At 72.1% G+C, this 17,609-nt stretch carries 13 protein-coding genes and 1 tRNA gene; 11 read left to right on the forward strand and 3 right to left on the reverse strand.

Annotated features, from left to right (window positions below; translation table 11 throughout):
• Nucleotides 1-13: 13 nt before the first annotated feature.
• Nucleotides 14-1,243: a D-alanyl-D-alanine carboxypeptidase gene (locus EDF23_RS01755; protein ID WP_123294391.1), complete on the forward strand. Its 1,230-nt coding sequence runs from the start codon at nucleotides 14-16 to the stop codon at nucleotides 1,241-1,243.
• Nucleotides 1,244-1,293: 50 nt separating this feature from the next.
• The gene (locus tag EDF23_RS01760) at nucleotides 1,294-2,676 is read left to right on the forward strand and encodes a serine hydrolase (protein WP_131920143.1); all 1,383 of its coding nucleotides are present in this window, start codon (nucleotides 1,294-1,296) and stop codon (nucleotides 2,674-2,676) included.
• Nucleotides 2,677-2,808: 132 nt separating this feature from the next.
• On the opposite strand, the gene EDF23_RS01765 is transcribed toward EDF23_RS01760, so the two are convergent.
• Nucleotides 2,809-3,603 carry an SGNH/GDSL hydrolase family protein gene (locus tag EDF23_RS01765; protein ID WP_123294457.1) on the reverse strand — a complete coding sequence of 265 codons (795 nt, stop codon included), beginning with the start codon at nucleotides 3,601-3,603 and terminating at the stop codon, nucleotides 2,809-2,811.
• Between the two features lie 23 nt (nucleotides 3,604-3,626).
• On the opposite strand from EDF23_RS01765, the gene EDF23_RS01770 reads away from it, so the two are divergent.
• The 6 genes from EDF23_RS01770 (at nucleotide 3,627) to EDF23_RS01795 (ending at nucleotide 12,171) form a co-directional block, all read left to right on the forward strand.
• Entirely contained in the window at nucleotides 3,627-4,790 is a 1,164-nt protein-coding gene (locus tag EDF23_RS01770; protein ID WP_131920145.1) for an acyl-CoA dehydrogenase family protein, read from the forward strand.
• Between the two features lie 190 nt (nucleotides 4,791-4,980).
• Nucleotides 4,981-7,308 (forward strand): FUSC family protein, encoded by a 2,328-nt coding sequence (locus tag EDF23_RS01775; protein WP_131920147.1) that lies wholly within the window; start codon nucleotides 4,981-4,983, stop codon nucleotides 7,306-7,308.
• Nucleotides 7,309-7,345: 37 nt separating this feature from the next.
• Nucleotides 7,346-8,590, forward strand: a complete 1,245-nt coding sequence (dinB, locus tag EDF23_RS01780; RefSeq protein WP_111083991.1) for a DNA polymerase IV — start codon at nucleotides 7,346-7,348, stop codon at nucleotides 8,588-8,590.
• A 176-nt stretch (nucleotides 8,591-8,766) separates the two neighbouring features.
• On the forward strand, nucleotides 8,767-10,560 hold the full coding sequence (locus tag EDF23_RS01785) for a DEAD/DEAH box helicase (RefSeq protein ID WP_123294459.1): 1,794 nt from the start codon (nucleotides 8,767-8,769) through the stop codon (nucleotides 10,558-10,560).
• A 25-nt stretch (nucleotides 10,561-10,585) separates the two neighbouring features.
• Nucleotides 10,586-10,783, forward strand: coding sequence for a hypothetical protein (locus tag EDF23_RS01790; RefSeq protein ID WP_123294394.1), 198 nt, complete (start codon nucleotides 10,586-10,588; stop codon nucleotides 10,781-10,783).
• Between the two features lie 59 nt (nucleotides 10,784-10,842).
• Nucleotides 10,843-12,171: an FAD-dependent oxidoreductase gene (locus EDF23_RS01795; RefSeq protein ID WP_111083993.1), complete on the forward strand. Its 1,329-nt coding sequence runs from the start codon at nucleotides 10,843-10,845 to the stop codon at nucleotides 12,169-12,171.
• A 379-nt stretch (nucleotides 12,172-12,550) separates the two neighbouring features.
• Here the strand turns inward: EDF23_RS01795 and EDF23_RS01800 are convergent.
• Nucleotides 12,551-12,636, reverse strand: a tRNA-Leu gene (locus EDF23_RS01800).
• A 183-nt stretch (nucleotides 12,637-12,819) separates the two neighbouring features.
• Here EDF23_RS01800 and EDF23_RS01805 point away from each other — a divergent pair.
• From EDF23_RS01805 to mshC, 3 genes are read left to right on the forward strand one after another with little or no spacing between them, the layout of a single operon-like run.
• Entirely contained in the window at nucleotides 12,820-14,136 is a 1,317-nt protein-coding gene (locus tag EDF23_RS01805) for a M20/M25/M40 family metallo-hydrolase (RefSeq protein WP_123937896.1), read from the forward strand.
• A gap of 60 nt (nucleotides 14,137-14,196) precedes the next feature.
• Complete coding sequence (locus EDF23_RS01810; RefSeq protein ID WP_111083996.1) at nucleotides 14,197-15,027, forward strand: undecaprenyl-diphosphate phosphatase; 831 nt, start codon at nucleotides 14,197-14,199, stop codon at nucleotides 15,025-15,027.
• Nucleotides 15,024-16,268 carry a cysteine--1-D-myo-inosityl 2-amino-2-deoxy-alpha-D-glucopyranoside ligase gene (mshC, locus tag EDF23_RS01815; protein ID WP_123294396.1) on the forward strand — a complete coding sequence of 415 codons (1,245 nt, stop codon included), beginning with the start codon at nucleotides 15,024-15,026 and terminating at the stop codon, nucleotides 16,266-16,268. The genes EDF23_RS01810 and mshC overlap by 4 nt, the downstream gene beginning before the upstream one ends.
• Before the next feature lie 348 nt (nucleotides 16,269-16,616).
• Here the strand turns inward: mshC and EDF23_RS01820 are convergent, their stop codons facing one another.
• Nucleotides 16,617-17,552: a PAC2 family protein gene (locus tag EDF23_RS01820; RefSeq protein WP_123312593.1), complete on the reverse strand. Its 936-nt coding sequence runs from the start codon at nucleotides 17,550-17,552 to the stop codon at nucleotides 16,617-16,619.
• Nucleotides 17,553-17,609 lie beyond the last annotated feature (57 nt).

Genomic DNA, 17,609 nt, shown 5'->3' on the forward strand with positions numbered 1-17,609 from the left:
ACGCTCGGTTCCCGTGTCACGAGTCGTCCGTCGCCCCCGCTCCGCCGTCCGGAGGCCCGTGACGATCTCCGTCGTCGCAGTCCTGGTGCTCGTCGCCGGGTACCTCGTGGCCGCCGCCGTCGTGCCGTTCGGTCCGGCGAGCGCCGCGACCACCACGTACTCGGCCCCGACGTCGAGCGTGCCGGCGCTGAGCTTCCCGGGCTACGGCGCCACCGCGGTCGAGGCCACCGACTTCCCGGAGAGCCTGCGCACCAGCGGTGACACGAAGCCCCGGTCGATCGCGAGCATCACCAAGATCGTCACGGCGCTCGTGGTCCTCGACGAGAAGCCGATGGCGGCGGGGGAGTCCGGGCCCGCGATCACCTTCACGCCGAAGATGGAGTCGCTCTACGCCAAGTACGCGGCGATGAACGGCGAGGTCGCGCCGATGCCCGCCGGCCTGAAGCTCACCGAGCACCAGGCGTTCCAGGTGATGCTCATGAAGTCGGCGAACAACTACGCCGGCGCCCTCGCCATCTGGGCCTTCGGGTCGATCGCCGAGTACGAGCAGGCGGCGACGAAGTGGCTCGAGGAGCACGACCTCGACGACACCACGATCCACGAGCCGACCGGTCTCGACCCGCAGAACACCTCGACCGCGACCGACCTGGTCGACCTCGGGCAGCTCGCGCTCGCGAACCCGGTGGTCAAGGAGATCGTCGGCACCAAGGACGTCACGATCCCGACGGTCGGCGAGATCGAGAACTCGAACAAGCTGCTCGGCCTGGACGGCATCGAGGGCATCAAGACCGGCACCCTCGACGAGGCCGGCGCCTGCCTGCTGTTCGCGGCGACCTACGAGCGCGGCGGCCGCGACGTCACCGTCATCGGCGTGATGCTCGGCGGTGTCGACCACGACTCGCTCGACGTCGACGTGCAACGGCTGCTCCGGTCGGTCGCGGACAACTTCCAGGTCGTGCCCCTGACCCACGCCGGCCAGACCTTCGGCACGTTCTCCACCCCCTGGCAGGACGAGGCCGACGCCGTCACCGCGAAGGCGGCCGAGGTCCTGGTCTGGGGCAAGACGAAGGTCCGGGCGAAGGCGCACCTCGACGAGGTCACCCTCGGGACGAAGGGCGAGCGGGTCGGGAAGGTCCGCTTCACGGTCACGAACCACGACCCGGTGTCGGTGCCGCTCGTGCTCGAGCGGACGATCGACGACCCCGGCGTCTGGTGGCGCTGGACGAACCCGTTCCAGGGCTGACGGTGCTCGTGCGCTGACGCGCACCACCCGGAGTCCGTACTGTCGGACGGGTGACGACGACGAAGACGTTCCCCCGGACCACCCCCTCCGCCCTCGACATCGACGCCCGCGGTGTGCTCGCGTTCGTCGACGCCCTCGAGTCGACCGCCGGTGTCGAGCCGCACAGCCTGATGCTGCTCCGCCACGGCCAGGTCGTCGCCGAGGGGTGGTGGCAGCCGTACGCAGCCGACCGGGTGCACCTGCTCTACTCGCTCAGCAAGAGCTTCACCGCAGCGGCGGTCGGCATCGCCGTGCGCGAGGGACTGATCGACCTCGACGCGACCGCGCTGTCGTACTTCCCCGAACTCGACGACGAGATCACGGACGAACGCAGCCGTCGCATCCGGGTCCGGCACCTGCTCGCGATGGCGAGCGGGCACCGCGAGGACGCCATCGACCGGGCCCGTGAGGCCGACCGCATGGACGTCGTGCGTGGCTTCCTGCTCCTGCCGCCGGACGAGGAACCCGGCTCGCTCTTCACCTACAACCAGCCGTGCACGTACACGCTCGCCGCGATCGTCCGGCGGGTCAGCGGCGGTTCGCTGGTCGACTACCTGCGTCCCCGTCTGCTCGACCCGCTCGGCATCGACGACCTCGCCTGGCGCCGCGACGAGTCCGGCGGCGAGCTCGGCTTCAGCGGCTGCTACACCACGACGTCGGCGGTCGCCGCGCTCGGGCAGCTGTACCTGCAGCGCGGCGTCTGGGAGGGCGAGCGGATCCTCGACGAGGACTGGGTCGCGGCCGCCACGCGCAAGCAGATCGACAACCTCGACGAGGAGAACCCGGACTGGTCGCAGGGCTACGGCTTCCAGTTCTGGATGGCCCGCCACGGCTTCCGCGGCGACGGCGCCTACGGCCAGTTCTGCGTCGTCCTGCCGGAGCACGACGTCGTCCTCGCGATCACCGGACAGAGCCTCGACATGCAGGCGGTCCTCGACGCGGCCTGGCAACACCTGCTGCCCGCCGTCGACCGTCCGTCCGACACGGGTTCGGACACCGCCCTGGAGGCCCGGCTCGCCTCCCTGGGGCTGCCCGCGGTGAGTGGCGCCGCGGTCCTCGAGCACGTGGCCGGTCGTGCACTCCAGGTGCTGCCCGGTGCGGCGCTCGACGCCGTGGGCTTCGACCGCGGGGCCCATGGGATCCGGCTGACCGTGTCGGCCGACGGAGCGTCGGCGTCGGTGCCGGTCGGCGAGGGGGAGTGGGCCGTCGAGGGTGCCCTCGCAGCGAGCGCCGCGACCCAGCCGGACGGCGCCGTGCTCGTCGCGCTCCGTTTCGTGGAGACACCGCACCTGCTGCACCTGCGCGTCGACCTCGACGCGGGCACGGTCGGGACGACGTGGGAGACCGAACCGCTGCACGACGGCGCGCTGACGCTGCACCGGCCCGCCGACTGACCTCTGCCGACCACACGGTGCACGACCCGGTTCGCGCCCCCGTGCCGTCATCGCGCCCTGGGGAGTCGGGGCGCGATGACCGTGGTGGGGCGCGGTCGGGGAGGCGTGCGGACTCGGATGGCCCTCGTTCCGCTACGGGGTGTCGGACCGGTGCTCGACGACGTCCTGCAGCTCGGGGCGCTTGGCGGAGACACCGTCGCCCGACGAGGTGTGCTTGATGCGCCGGACGACCCACGGCACCAGGTACTCCTTCGCCCAGCCCAGGTCCTCGGCGCGGGCCTCACGCCACGGCCGCGCCTCGAGCGGTTCTGGGTTGAACGGTTCCAGACCGTGCGGCACGCCGAGGGCGTCGAGCACCGCGGCGGCGATCGTGGCGTGCCCCGTGGGGGAGTGGTGGAGCCGGTCCGGTGCCCACATGCGCGGGTCGCGGAGCACCCGGAGGGCCCACATGTCCGCCACCAGTGCGCCGTGCTTCAGGGCGATCGCGTGCAGGTTCTCGTTGTAGATCGCCGTCTTGCCGCGCACCATGCCGAGCACCGGCGTCATGCCGACGTCGGGCCCGGTGAACAGCACCACGGTGGCGCCGTCGCTCCGCAGCCTGGACACCATGGCGTCCACCCGCTCGGCGAGTTCGTCGGGATCGGAGCCCGGCCGGATGATGTCGTTGCCCCCGGCGGACACCGTGACCAGGTCCGGACGGAGCGCGAGCGCCGGTTCCACCTGCTCGTCGATGATCTGCTGCAGCAGCCGCCCGCGGATCGCCAGGTTGGCGTACGCGAAGTCGTCGGACCCGTGGGCGAGCACCTCGGCGACCCGGTCCGCCCAGCCCCGGTTGCCCCCGGGGACGGTGGGGTCGGGGTCGCCGATCCCCTCGGTGAACGAGTCACCGATCGCGACGTACCTGGACCACGGATGACGATCTGACACGCTCCGGACCATAGTCTCGTGCCATGACGAAGGCCAACACGGGCGCAGCCGCCTGGACCGTGCCGGACGACCTGCTCGCCCGCATCGCCGAACGCGCCCCCGGGTACGACGCCGCCAACGCGTTCTGCGCCGAGGACCTCGAGGAACTCCGCGCCGCGGGCTACCTGCGCATCGGGGTGCCGGTGGCGCAGGGTGGCTCTGGTCTCGGCCTCCGCGCCACGGTCGGTGTCCAGCGGACCCTCGCCCAGGCCGCACCGGCGACGGCGCTCGGCCTGGGGATGCACCAGGTGTGGGTGCAGGCGGCGCGCGCCGTGACTGCGCGAGGTGCGTCGTTCCTCCAGGCCGTCACCGACCACGCGTCGGACGATCACCTGCTGGCGTTCGGGGTGAGCGAACCCGGCAACGACGCCGTCCTGTTCGACTCGTCGACGACGGCGGAGCCGGACGGCGACGGCGGCTACCGCTTCACCGGCACCAAGGTCTTCACCTCGCTCGCACCGGCGTGGGACGTCCTGAGCGTGTTCGGCAAGGACACCTCCGGCCCGGAACCGCGGCTGGTGCACGGCTTCGTGCTCCGGTCCGACGGCGACGTCGAGCACCTGGACGACTGGGACACCCTCGGCATGCGGGCCACGCAGAGCCGCACGACGAAGCTGCACGGCGTGCACGTCCCCGCCGACCGCATCGTGCGGTCGCTGCCGGTCGGGCCGAACCAGGACCCGCTCGTGTTCGGGGTCTTCGCGGCGTTCGAGCTGCTCATCGCCTCGGTGTACGTCGGGATCGCCGAACGTGCGATCACGCTGGCGGTGTCCGGCGTCGGACGTCGCGTCGCGGCCGACGGCTCGCTCCGGTCGCAGGACCCGGACGTCCGGCGTGCGATCGCGGACATGCGCGGCGGCGTCGACGCGATCACCCTGCAGGTCGACGCGCTCGCCCGGTCGGTGGACGAACAGGACGACCTCGGTGCCCGGTGGTTCCCGCTGCTCGTCGGCACGAAGGCGCGGGCGGTGGACACCGCGCAGCACGTGGTGGACGAGGCGATGCGGGTGGTCGGGGGCTCGGCGTTCCGGTCCTCGAGCGAACTCGCCCGCCTGGCGCGCGACGTCCGGGCCGGCCAGTACCACCCGTCGTCGCGGGACTCGGCGGCGCGCGCGCTCGCGGCGTCGGTGCTCGGCCCGCCCGCCTGACGCGGTCGCGCGCGGCCGGCCGCGTGCCCCGGTGCGAGGTTGCCCGCCTCGTGCGGCCCTGTAGCGCCGCACCGAGCGATCAACCTCGCACCGAGCGCCGAAGGCCGCACCGTGCGGCTGCCGCCCGCACAGCCGGATAGTTAGCATCCGGTACGATTGGCCTCCCGAGCGCAGAGGAGGCGGCCGACTCGTGCCGAGGACCGACACCACGAACCGGACCCCTCCCCGTCGACGGACCCGCTCCCGGCGGCTCGCCGACGCGGTCCTCGCGCTCGACCCCGGGCTCGTGAAGACCGACGGTGCCCTCCGCACCCTGGTCGCGGTGCCCGCCGGCATGGCCGTGGGGTACGCCGTCGCGACCGCGTTCGGCCTGCCCGCGATCCTGGGCGTGATGATCGGCGCGATGCCCGCGTTCATCACCTGCCTGGTCATCGTCGACCCGAGCACCGGCCGGACGGCTGCCCGCACCGGAGCCGTCCTCGTGCCGTTCGTCGTCGCCCTCGCCGGCAGCATCGCCCTGCAGCCGTTCCGGCTCCTCGAGCTCGTGCTCATCGTCGTGCTGCTGTTCCTGCAGTTCGCCGCGGCCGCGTGGGGCGCGTGGGCCGCCGACGCCGCGATCGTCGGGTTCGCCGGGTACCTGTGCGGGCTGCTCCTCCCGCTGCCCGAGACGAGCGTCGTGCCGCTCGGCCTCGTCGTGGCCGCCTCGCTCGCCGCGACGATCCTGGTCCGCCTGGTGCTCCGACCGGACGCGCACCGTGCCCTGTTGCGTACCCGCCGCGGCTTCGTCGCCCGTGGCTCGGCCGTGCTCGAGGCCGCTGCCGCCGTCCTCGCCGCGGCGGACGACCCCGCCGCACGACGCCGCACGGTGCGCCGCCTCCGTCGCAGCCGCGACCGCTACCACGAGATCGCGTTGACGGTCGACGGGATGCTCGCCGCGAGCGGGGTGGACGCCGACACCACGGCCGAGGAACTCCACCGGCTCGTGTTCGACACGCACTTCGCCGTCGACGAGCTCGGGCGCGGTGCTGGTGCCCTCGTCGAGCACGGCGCGCCGTCGGACGTCCGGCACGCCGCGCTCCGTGCCGTCACGATCGTCCTGCGCCACGGCGGCGGGCACGGCGAGGACGCCGCGCAGACACTGCTCGCCCGCTACGGCATCACGGCGTCCGCCGGCGACCCCGACTCGCGCACGACGGCCGTCGTCCGTCGGATGGCCGCCGAGTTCACCGACCTGCAGGGCGCCGGGCTGCGGTGGCGCGAGCTCCGCGACGAACTGCCGCACCACGGCGACGGCGTCGCGTTGGCAGCGCCCTTCGTCACGCCCGTCGTCCTCGCCGGCGGCCGCCCGGCCGGAGCCGTGCCGGTGCTCGCCGACACCGTCGCCGACGGCCCCTGGCGCCGCTGGCGACTCTCCGTCTCGCTGCGCACCGCGGTGCACGCCGCGATCGCCGTCGCGATCGTCGAGCCCCTCGCGCTGCTGCTCGACGGCCCGCGGTTCTACTGGGGCGTGATCGGCGTGATGATCGTCCTCGCCGGCACGAACACCACGCACGAGCGGGTCCGCAAGGGCCTGCACCGTGCCGTCGGCACGGTCGTCGGCGGCGCCGTCGGCATCGTCCTCGTGCACGTCGTCGGCACGGCGCACCCCTGGTTCACGCTCGTGCTCGTCTGCCTCCTGCTCGCGGTCGGCACGTACGGCTTCGGCGGCGTCTACTCGGTCTGGGTCGCGTGCCTGGTCGTCGTCCTGTGCCAGGTGTACGCGTTCTCCGGCAGCTTCACCGACTCGCTCATCCCGATCCGCCTCGCCGAGAACCTGCTCGGCGCCGCGGTCGCCGTGCTCGTGAGCGCCGTCGTCTTCCCGATCGCCACCCGGGCCGTCATCCGACGGGCCGTGCGCCGGCAGCTGACCGCGGTCCGGGCGTTCGTGCTCGCGCTGGTCGGGGTCGACGCGGACGCCGAGGCGGACGCGACCGACGGTGCGGGCGCGATTCGCGCCTCCCGGTCGGCCGACACGGCCACCGACGCCGCCGCACCCGACCTGCGCGCACGATCGCGCGCCGTCGACGCAGCGACCTACCAACTGGACGCCGTCCTGCGCCCGATGGTGCGGTTCCCGACGGGCGGACCCGCCCGCGCGGACGCCAGGAACCGGACGTCCCTGCAGGCGGCGGCGACGTTCGCGCGCGAGGCGGCCGGGAGGCTCGGCTCGCCCCCGCAGGACCCGCCCGCCGCCCTGGTCGGTGCCGCCCACCGCCTCGCCGCGTCGATCGCGGACATGGCCGACGGCATCGTGGCCGGGCCCCGGTCCGCCGCGCCGGCGCCGGTCTGGGCGCGGGTCGGCGACCAGCTCGACACGGCGGTGGACGCGGCGGCGGGTGGTCCGGACCAGCAGACCGTCGAGGTCGCGGCGCACGCGCTGGGCCGCATCGACGAGGCGCTCGCGCTGCTGGCCGACCGGCACCGGGCGACCGTGCTCGGCGAGACCGCCACGCGTTCGGCGGCCACCGGCGCACGGTGAGCCCGGCGATGTCGGTGGTCCCTGGCATCATCTCGGTGTGAGCAAGCAGGACGGAAGCAACCGGCTCGTCTCCGACGCACCGGTGGACGACGTCTCGGCGACCGTGCTGCACGTCGACATGGACGCCTTCTTCGCCTCCGTCGAACTGCTCGACCGACCCGACCTGGTGGGTCTGCCGGTCATCGTCGGCCACGACTCCGACCGCTCCGTGGTCACCGCTGCCACCTACGAAGCCCGTCGGTACGGCGTGAACTCCGCCATGCCGATGGCCATCGCGAAGCGCCGCTGCCCGAACGCGATCATCGTCGAGCCGCACTTCGAGAAGTACCGCGACCAGTCCGCCGCGGTGATGGCGGTCTTCGACCGGTTCACGCCGCGGGTCGAACGGCTCGGCATCGACGAAGCGTTCCTGGACGTCGCCGGCGCGCTCCGGCTGTACGGCACGCCGTGGGAGATCGGACGGGCCATCCGGCGCACGGTCCACGCCGAGACGGGCCTGCACTGCTCGGTCGGCGCCGCGTCGACCAAGTTCGTGGCGAAGCTCGCGTCGAGCCGGTCCAAGCCGGACGGGCTGCTCGTCGTGCCCGCGGCCGACACCATCGCGTTCCTGCACCCGCAGCCGGTCTCGGCGCTGTGGGGCGTGGGCGGCAAGACGCAGGAGACCCTCGAGCGCCGCGGCATCCGCACCGTCGGCGACCTGGCGAACACGCCCCTCGGGTCACTCGTGTCCGCGCTCGGGCCGGCCGGTGGCCAGCGCCTGCACGACCTGTCCTGGGGGCGCGACCCACGCGTCGTCGACACCGGCGTGGGCGAGAAGTCCATCGGGCACGAGGTCACGTTCGGCCACGACCTGACCGAGCGGGACGACGTCGCGCGCGAGCTCCTGCGCCTCGCCGACAAGGTCGCCGTCCGCCTGCGCCACGCCGACGTGCAGGCCCGCACCGTCGCGCTCAAGGTCCGCTACACCGACTTCACCACGCTCACCCGGTCGCGCACCCTCGCCGAGCCCACCGACGTCGCCAAGCGGCTGCACCGCGAAGCCGTCGAGCTGTACGACGTGCTGCACCGACCGGGCAACCGGATCCGGCTCATCGGGGTCCGCGGCGAGAACCTCGTGCCGGCCGCCGCGAGCAACGCGCTCTGGGACGACGACGCGCCGTGGCGCGAGACCGAGACCACGGTCGACGCGGTCGCCGCGCGCTTCGGCGCAGGCGTGCTGCGACCGGCATCCCTGGTCCGCCGGACCCCCGACGGCCACGTCCCGCACGCCAGGCAGGACTGACGGTGGCGGTAGAATCAGGTCCAGTGAGCGCAGCGGAGTACGAACAGCAGCAGCCCGCCACGCTGTGGGCCGAGTCGGGGGACGACCACACGTCGTCGACGTCTTCGTCGGCGGTGTCCGCGCAGTCATCGGCGGACGCCGACGCCGTGGCACGGGACGAAGCCGACGCGGCCGCCCTGGCCGAGGCAGCCGGCAACTCGGCCGTCCAGCACCTGTCGCCGGCGTTCCCGGACCGAGCCGCGTGGGGCACCGCGTCGAAGCTCCGCGCGTGGCAGGTCGAAGCCCTCACGAAGTACTTCGAGTCCGAGCCGCGTGACTTCCTGACGGCCGCGACACCCGGCGCCGGCAAGACGACGTTCGCGCTCCGACTGGCCACCGAGCTGCTGGCGCGCGGCACGGTCGACCGCATCGTGGTCGTCGCCCCCACCGAGCACCTGAAGCGGCAGTGGGCGGACTCCGCCGACCGCGTGGGCATCCGCATCGACCCGATGTTCAAGAACGGCGACGGCATGTTCGGCCGGCACTACCAGGGCGTCGCGATCACGTACGCCCAGGTCGGCATGAACCCCGAGGTGCACAAGAAGATCACCGAGGGCGGGCGCACCCTGGTCGTCCTCGACGAGGTCCACCACGGCGGCGACGCGCTCACCTGGGGCGACGGCATCAGGGAAGCCTTCTCCGGTGCCACCCGACGGCTCTCGCTGTCCGGCACGCCGTTCCGGTCCGACACCGCGCCGATCCCGTTCGTCCAGTACGCGCCCGACGAGCAGGGCATCCGGACCTCGATCTCCGACTACAACTACGGCTACGGCCGGGCGCTCAAGGACGGCGTCGTCCGGCCGGTGCTGTTCATGGCCTACGCCGGGCAGATGCGCTGGAAGACCCGGATGGGCGACGAGATGTCGGCTTCCCTGGGCGAACAGGTCACGAAGGACATCACCGCGCAGGCCTGGCGCACCGCGCTGTCGCCCGAGGGCGAGTGGATGCCGGCCGTGCTGTCCGCCGCCGACAAGCGCCTGACCGAGGTGCGCCGTGGCGTGCCCGACGCCGGCGGTCTGGTCATCGCGACGGACACCACCACGGCCCGCGCCTACGCCCGGATCCTGCAGCAGATCACGGGGGAGCGGCCGACGGTCGTCCTGTCCGACGAAGCCGCCGGGTCCAGCCGGATCAGCGCGTTCGCCGACGACACCTCGCGGTGGATGGTCGCCGTGCGCATGGTGTCCGAGGGCGTCGACGTCCCGCGGCTCTGCGTCGGCGTGTACGCCACGAGCGCGAGCACCCCGCTGTTCTTCGCCCAGGTGATCGGCCGCTTCGTGCGTGCTCGGCGCCGTGGCGAGACCGCCTCGGTGTTCCTGCCGAGCGTGCCCGGACTGATGGCACTGGCGGCGACGCTCGAGCTCGAACGCGACCACGCCCTCGACCGTCCGAAGGACGCCGACGACGGCATGTACAACCCCGAAGACGCGATGGTGGCCGAGGCCAACAAAGAAGACCGCGCGTCCGAGAGCCTGCTCGAGGTCCAGCCGTTCGAGGCGCTCGACTCGCAGGCGTCGTTCGACCGCGTCCTCTACGACGGCGGCGAGTTCGGCACCGGCGGCGAGGTCGGGTCGCTCGAGGAACTCGACTTCATCGGCATCCCGGGGCTCCTCGAACCCGACCAGGTGCGCGACCTGCTCCGGGCGCGCCAGGCGACCCAGGCGAAGCGCTCCAAGGGCCGGGCGGTCAAGGACGGCCAACCGAAGGCCGCCGAGCCCGAGAACCGCCCGATGTACATGACCATCAAGGAGCAGCGGACCGAGCTCGCGCGACTCGTGTCGATCTGGTCCCGGCACTCCAACGAGCCGCACGGCTCCATCCACGCCGAACTCCGGCGCATCAGCGGTGGGCCGGCCGTGGCACAGGCGAGCATCGAGCAGATCCAGAAGCGCATCGACGTCCTGCGCTCCCGCATCGGCGGGCGCCGGTGACGGGTCCGGTCCGGGCGGTCTGCCCGTGATCGAGTCCGTCGACGACCGCACCTGGTACGTCAAGCGCGACGCGGAGTCCTCCCCAGAGGCGATCATCGACCGGTTCGGCGGTGGGTACCGGTTGCGACGGTTCTCGCTGACCGAGTCCCGACGCACCGCGCACGGGGTCTACATGGGTCTCGACCTCGCCGAGACGGCCTGGTGGCGACTCCGAGAGCGCTGATTCGCTCAGGAAGTGCGGCGTTCATGACGTTGACGGCCCGTATCCGGTAGACCGGAGGAATGGCAGACTCGATCCCTCACGTCCTCGTCCTCGGCGGCGGCTCCGCTGGCTACAGCACCGTCAAGCAGCTGCAGAAGCACGCCGCGACCGTGCCCATGCGCATCACGCTCGTGGACCAGAACACCTACTACACGTACCTGCCGTTCCTGCCCGAGGTCGCCGGCGGCCACATCGCCCCGAAGGACGTGACCGTCGAGCTGCGCCGTGCGCTCCGCAAGACCCGCGTCATCCAGGGCAAGGTCACCGGCATCTCGTCGAAGGACAAGACCGTCTCGATCGCGACCGCCGGTGGCGACGACCGCACGCTCGGCTACGACCAGCTCGTCGTCGCGCTCGGCTCGGTCACCCGCACCTTCCCGACCCCCGGGCTCGAGGAGTACGGCGTCGGCTTCAAGAGCGTGGAAGAGGCCGCCTACGTGCGCGCCAAGCTCCTCGACAACATCGCCAAGGCCGCTGCCACCCGTGACGAGGACGAGCGTCGTCGTCTGCTGACCAGCGTCTTCGTCGGCGGTGGCTACACCGGCGTCGAGGCGATCGGCGAACTGTTCGACGTCTCGCAGGCAGCCATCAAGACCTACCCGTCGCTCGCGGGGGAGCAGCCCCGCTGGATCCTCATCGACGCGCTCGACCGTGTCGCGCCCGAGGTCGGCCCGGAGCTGTCCAAGTGGACGCTCGAGTCGCTCCGCGCCCGCGGCATCGACGTGCGCCTGAAGACCACCATGCCGAGCGCCGAGGGCGGCATCGTCAAGCTCTCCGACGGCGACGAGATCCCCACCGGGCTGCTCGTCTGGACCGCCGGCGTGAAGCCGAACCCGCTGCTCGACGCCTCCGACCTGCCCCGCGGACCGAAGGGGCACCTCGCCGCCAACGCGAAGCTCCAGGTCGAGGCCGAGGACACGCACGAAGTGGTCCCCGGTGTCTGGGGTCTCGGCGACGTCGCACAGGTGCCCGACCTGACCGCCGACAAGCAGCCGGCGTTCTACCCGCCGAACGCGCAGAACGCCGTCCGTCAGGCCGTCGTCGCGGCGGACAACGTCGTCGCGACGATCACCGGCAAGCCCCTCGAGGAGTACCGCCACCCCTCGATCGGCACGGTCGCCTCGTACGGTGTCGCCAAGGGTGCCGCCAACATCAAGGGCATCAAGATGACGAACCTGCTCGCCTGGCTCGCCCACCGCGCGTACCACGTGTACGCGATGCCGACGCTGAACCGCAAGGCGCGCATCGTCATCGGTTGGGTCACCGGTGCCGTCTCGGGCCGCGACGCGACCTCGCTCATCAAGGAGACGGACCCGCGCCGCAACTTCGTCGAGGCGTCGAAGTCCTAGACGCGACCACCTGACGGACGGGAGGCGCGGTGCCAGCTGGTACCGCGCCTCCCGTCGTCCGTGCGTGCGCCACCTTGCTCGCTGCCGGATGCGTGCGCATCTTCCGACGCTCCACTTGTCGATCGACGCGTGCTCCGTCGGAAGATGCGCACGCATGGGCCGTGAGCGCAGCGAACTGGCCGTGCGCCCACCCCTGGCCGTGAGCGCAGCGAACTGGCGGGCGGTGGCCGTGAGCGCAGCGAACTGGCGGGCGGTGGCCGTGAGCGCAGCGAACTGGCCGAGGCGGCGACGCCCTGAGCGCAGCGATGGCGGCACTCGCCGGGAGACGCAACAGAAAATGCCCCCGGACCGAAAGGTCAGGGGGCACCGCATGTTTCTGTGTCCGAAGGGGGACTTGAACCCCCACGCCCTAATACGGGCACTAGCACCTCAAGCTAGCGCGTCTACCAATTCCGCCATCCGGACTGGATGTGTGGCGATTTCCCCGGGTTTCCCCGGCGTCCCTGCCGAGAGAAAACACTAGCACGGGTCTGAACGCCCGATGAACACGGCCGCGCATCCCGGGCGCGTCCAGAGGGCTGGGTACCCGGCGCGTCCTCCGGCGTCACCGGGCCGGGGCGCGTCGGTGCGGACCGATACCGTGGTGGCATGACGAACCCGGAGCCGACCGCGACCGAGCTCGAGGCCACCGCGGCGATCGCGCGCGACCTCATCCGCATCGACACCACGAACTGGGGCGAGGGGAAGTCGCGCGGCGAGACCGAGGCGGCGCACTACGTCGAGGACAAGTTGCGCGGGCTGGGCCTCGAGCCGCAGCTGTTCGAGTCCGAGCCGGATCGTGTGAGCGTCGTCGCGCGGGTGCCCGGCCGCGATCGTGACAAGCCGGCCCTGGTGGTGCACGGGCACCTCGACGTCGTGCCGGCCGATCCGGCGAACTGGTCGGTCGACCCCTTCGGCGGTGTCGTCAAGGACGGCTCGCTGTGGGGGCGGGGCGCCGTCGACATGAAGAACATGGACGCGATGATGCTCACGTCGCTGTCGGACGTCATCGCGGCGCAGGGGGCTCCCGAGCGCGACTTGGTGATCGCGTACTTCGCCGACGAGGAAGCCGGGGGAGTCCTCGGCTCGCACCACGTCGTCGAGCACCACCCCGAGGTCTTCGCCGGGGCCAGCGCCGCCATCAGCGAGGTGGGCGGGTACTCGATCACCCTCGGCGACCGTCGTGCCTACCTGCTGCAGACGGGCGAGAAGGCGCTGATGTGGATCAAGCTCGTCGCCCGCGGTACGGCTGCGCACGGTTCGCACGTCATCCGCGACAACGCCGTGACGAAGCTCGCCGCGGCGGTCGCCCGGATCGGCAGCGAGGAGTGGCCGGTGCGTCTGTCGGCGACGACGGACGCGATGGTCGCCGAGGTCGCTCGGTTCCTGGGCGTCGACCCGACCGTGACGGGCCCGGACGAGGTCGCGCTCGCCACCGGTTCGGCCTCGCGGTTCATCCACGCCGCACTGCACACCACGACGAACCCGACGGTCCTGACCGCGGGCTACAAGCACAACGTGATCCCGGACACGGCCGAGGCGCTCGTCGACATCCGCTGCCTGCCGGGGGACGAGGAGTCGGTGCTGGCGCGTGTGCGGGAGCTCGCCGGTGACGAGGTCGAGGTCGTGATGTCCTTCCGCGACATCGGTCTCGAGCAGGACTTCGGCGGACCGCTCGTCGACGCCGTCCGCGACGTCCTCGGCCGCCACGACCCGGGAGCCCCGGTGCTGCCGTACCTGCTGTCCGGCGGCACGGACAACAAGGCGCTGTCGACGCTCGGGATCGCCGGGTACGGCTTCGTGCCGCTGCAGCTGCCCGCCGGCGTGGACTTCCCGGCGATGTTCCACGGTGTCGACGAGCGGGTTCCGCTCGACTCGCTGGCCTTCGGTCGGCGTGTTCTCGGGGACCTCCTGGCCACGTACTGATATTGTTCATGGTCGCCTGCGTGGCGGTGTCCTGACCGACCTCCCCCGAAAGGCCCGTGCGTGCACATCCTCGAGGCGATCTTCCTCGGCTTCGTCCAGGGGCTCACCGAGTTCCTGCCGGTGTCCTCCAGCGCGCACCTGCGCATCGTCGGGCTGTTCCTGCCCGACGCGAAGGACCCGGGCGCGGCCTTCACCGCGGTGACGCAGCTCGGCACCGAGACCGCGGTGCTCATCTACTTCTGGAAGGACATCACCCGGATCATCGGGCGGTGGTTCCGCTCCGTGTTCCGGCGCGACGTCCCGAAGGGCGACCCCGACGTGCGCCTCGGGTGGCTCGTGATCCTCGGCACCATCCCGATCGGCATCGCGGGGCTCCTGCTGAAGGACTCCATCGAGACCACGTTCCGCTCGCTCTGGATCGTCGCGATCGTGCTCATCGTCTTCGGCATCGTGCTCGGGGTGCTCGACGTCGTCGGCCGCAAGGAGCGTCGGATCGAGCACATGACCTTCGGTGGCGGCATCCTGATCGGGCTCGCGCAGGTGCTCGCACTCGTCCCCGGGGTCTCCCGCTCCGGCGCGACCGTGTCGATGGGGCTCGCGCTCGGTTACACGCGGCCGGCCGCGGCGCGGTTCGCGTTCCTGCTGGCCGTCCCCGCGGTGTTCCTGTCCGGCCTGTACGAGGCCGCGACGAGCCTCGGCGACCACGGAGCGCCGTTCGGACTCGCCGACACGCTCATCGCGACGGTGGTGGCCTTCGTCGTCGGGTTCGTGGTGATCGCGGCGTTCATGAACTACATCAGCAAGCGCAGCTTCATGCCGTTCGTCGTGTACCGCATCGCACTCGGTATCGTTCTCATCGTGTTGTTGTCGCTCGGAGTGATCCAGCCGTGAGGGCCTGGCAGGCCCCGTCCGTCCCCGACGTCCCCGGCGCAGCGCCGCGGCCCGTCGTGCACGACACCGCCACCGGCAAGCCGGTCGACCCGACGCAGGGCGAGGAGCGCGCTGCGCTGTACGTCTGCGGGATCACCCCGTACGACGCCACCCACCTCGGGCACGCGGCGACCTACCTGGCGTTCGACACGCTCGGCCGCGCGTGGCGCGACGCCGGCCTCGACGTCGAGTACGCGCAGAACGTCACCGACGTCGACGACCCGCTGCTCGAGCGCGCCACCCGCGACGGCGTCGACTGGCGCGAGCTCGCCGCGTCGCAGATCGACCTGTTCCGTCGCGACATGGAGTCGCTGCGGATCCTGCCGCCCGACGACTTCGTGGCCGTCACCGACGAGGTCGACCGCGTCGCCGAGGCCGTTGCGTTCCTGCAGGAGACCGGCTCCGCCTACGAGGTCCCCACCCCGGACGCCGAGGGCGATGACCTGTACTTCGACGTGAACCACCCCACCGACGCGTGGTCGCTCGGCGACGAGAGCGGCCTGGACCGCGAGACCATGCTCACGCTCGCTGCCGAGCGCGGCGGCGACCCGGAGCGACCCGGCAAGCGCGACCCGCTCGACCCGCTGCTCTGGCGTGCGGCCCGCGACGGTGAGCCGAGCTGGGACTCCGAGATCGGCCCCGGCCGGCCCGGCTGGCACATCGAGTGCAGCGTCATCGCCGGCGACCGCCTCGGCCTGCCGATCAGCGTGCAGGGCGGCGGCAGTGACCTCGTCTTCCCGCACCACGAGATGAGCGCGGGACACGCAGCGGCCCTGGCGCACCAGCCCCTGGCACACGCGTTCGTGCACACCGGGATGATCGCCTACCAGGGCACGAAGATCTCGAAGTCGCTCGGCAACCTCGTCACCGTGCGGGGGCTGCTCGACGACGGCGCGGACCCCCGCGCGATCCGGCTCGCGCTGCTGTCGCACAAGTACTCCGACGACTGGGAGTGGTTCGACGCCGAGCTCACGAGTGCCACGACGCGCCTGGCGACCTGGGACGCCTGGGCATCGGGTGCATCCGCCGGGCACGCCGACGATGCGGCCGACGTGGCGTCCCGGATCCGGGCGCGGGTGTCCGACGACCTCGACACGCCGGGTGCGGTCGCCGCGGTCGACACTGCGATCGCCGGGGGCACTGCGTGCACGCCGGAGCTCGCCGACCTGATCGACGCGCTGCTCGGCATCCGTCTGGCCTGAGCTCGGGAGGGGTTGGGGAGCTGGCTGTCGGCCCGCCTCGACAGGTCACGACACGTCGTGTGCGGGCCGCCGGTCGGTCAGGAATTGTCGCGTTGGCGGGCGGCAACCGACAGTTCGCGACCACCTTGCGGAGGTGAGCGGGGTGCCGTGACCGTTCGCGACCCCCGGACGGGAGGCCCGTGGCGAGCCCGTCCCGCGCCTCCCGTCCGCCGTGCGGTCGCAACACGTCGTGTGCCGGTCGCCGGTCGGTCAGGAACTGTCGCCGAGGCGGGCGGCAACCGACAGGTCGCGACCACTCGGCGGAAGTGAGCGGGGTGTCGTGACCGCGCGCGCCGCGCCCGCGCCGCCCTACTGCTGGGGCGGCTGCGGGGGCCGCCAGGGCCCCTCGCCACCAGCGGTACCGCCGTCCTTGCCGTCCTTGTGCTCGCGGCGCCGCAGGTACTGCTCGAACTCCTGCGCGATCGCGTCGCCCGAGGCCTCGGGGGAGTCGACGGTGTCGCGGGCCTGCTCGAGCTGCCCGATGTACGAGGCCATGTCCTCGTCGTCGGCGGCGAGGGCGTCGATGCCGTCCTCCCACTCGGTGGCGTCGTCGAGCAGGGTGCCACGGGGCACGGTGACGTCGGTGAGCTCCTCGATCTTGTCGAGCAGCGAGAGCGTGGCCTTGGGTGACGGCGAGTTGTGCACGTAGTGCGGGACCGAAGCCCAGAGCGACAGCGTGGTCAGCCCGGCCTTGTCCATCGCGTCGGCCAGGACGCCGAGGATGCCCGTCGGACCCTCGTACGAGGACTTGTCGACGTCGAACGCGGTACGGACGCCGGCGTTCTCGCTCGAGACGAAGACCGAGATCGGACGGGTGTGCGGCACGTCGGCCAGCATCGCGCCGACGAAGACGACGGCGTCGATCGAGTACACGTCGGCGAGGTCGATGATCTCGGCGCAGAAGCCGCGCCAGGTGCGCGAGGGCTCCGGACCGACGAGGACGAACACGTCGCGGTCGGTCGGGGAGCCGGTGGCGCCGATGACCGGACGGCCCTCGGCCCCGGGGCCGTGCAGCACGATGCGGGGCCACTGCACCCCGCGGGCTCCGGTCTCGTCGGACCCCATGGTCGGACGGTTGAACTGGTAGTCGACGTACCGCTCCCCGTCGAGCTCGCGCAGCTCGTCGAGCCCGAGGGACTCGACTATGCGGCGGGCGAGTCCGCTCGCGGCTTCGCCGGCGTCGTTCCAGCCCTCGAAGGCGACGACGAGCAACCGGCCGTCGCTGAAGGGGGAGTGCTGTGGCACGGAGCGGACCTCCTGGTGGTGGAGCGGAGCGGGGCGGGCACGACGAGGCACCCGGCC

This window comes from Curtobacterium sp. PhB128 (assembly GCF_004340725.1).
In the GTDB taxonomy this organism is placed as follows: Bacteria; Actinomycetota; Actinomycetes; order Actinomycetales; family Microbacteriaceae; genus Curtobacterium.

Coding starts and splice junctions, on each gene's coding strand:
- EDF23_RS01805 (WP_123937896.1), top strand. CDS start 12,820: ATGACGAACCCGGAGCCGACCGCGACCGAGCTCGAGGCCACCGCGGCG.
- EDF23_RS01770 (WP_131920145.1), top strand. CDS start 3,627: ATGACGAAGGCCAACACGGGCGCAGCCGCCTGGACCGTGCCGGACGAC.
- EDF23_RS01795 (WP_111083993.1), top strand. CDS start 10,843: ATGGCAGACTCGATCCCTCACGTCCTCGTCCTCGGCGGCGGCTCCGCT.